The sequence below is a fragment of the Bartonella sp. MR90HLJMH genome (genome assembly GCF_042194115.1).
Lineage (GTDB): Bacteria > Pseudomonadota > Alphaproteobacteria > Rhizobiales > Rhizobiaceae > Bartonella > Bartonella grahamii.
Window position 1 is genome coordinate 1 of record NZ_JBHIMM010000045.1, and the last position, 638, is coordinate 638.

A 638-nucleotide genomic window follows, 5' to 3' on the forward strand; every position below is an offset into this window, starting at 1 on the left:
GCACGCTTTTTAATCAAGGACAATAAGTTTTTATTTTTAAGCGGTGACAATTTACCAGCACTCGACATCCATAAGCATGACTGTTCAAGTTGGGAATTCACATTAGAGCCACGCACGCAATATGGCACCATTGAAGCTGCTTATTTTGATCGCTTAAAAGGGCAGCAATGCCAAGTCAAGCATCAGACAGGGTTTAGCGGTCCCGTGCGGCGTTTACGGACTTGTTACACCAGCAAGGAAGAGGCTTTGGCTGCTGCTGCTTCCGAGTCGGACAGGCTGTGTCGTGCTGTAGGCAGTGGCTCCTTGACTCTTGCGGGGCGACCAGAAATGATGGCGGATCAACCTCTAGTGTTGCAAGGGTTTCGTGGCGAAATCAATGGTCCATGGAAAGCTTCCACTGTCACCCACTGCTATGAAAAACAAAGCGGATACACCACAGAAATTACACTCGAAGCGCCAGACAAGGGAAAAAAAACAAGAGAAAAGGAAAACTCTGAGTGACAAAAAATCAAAGGGACAACTTGACCCTTTGATCGGTCGTGATGAGGAATAGGTGCAACTTGCACCAATTGCATGAGTACAGCAATAAGGTAATGTCTACTCAATTCCTTAAACGCTTCTCTTTTTAATAATGTCCT

At 45.8% G+C, this 638-nt stretch carries 1 pseudogene; it reads left to right on the forward strand.

What is annotated here, in order from left to right:
• A pseudogene (locus ACFIJ9_RS08680) lies at positions 1–501 on the forward strand (late control protein); the annotation flags it as partial.
• Positions 502–638 lie beyond the last annotated feature (137 nt).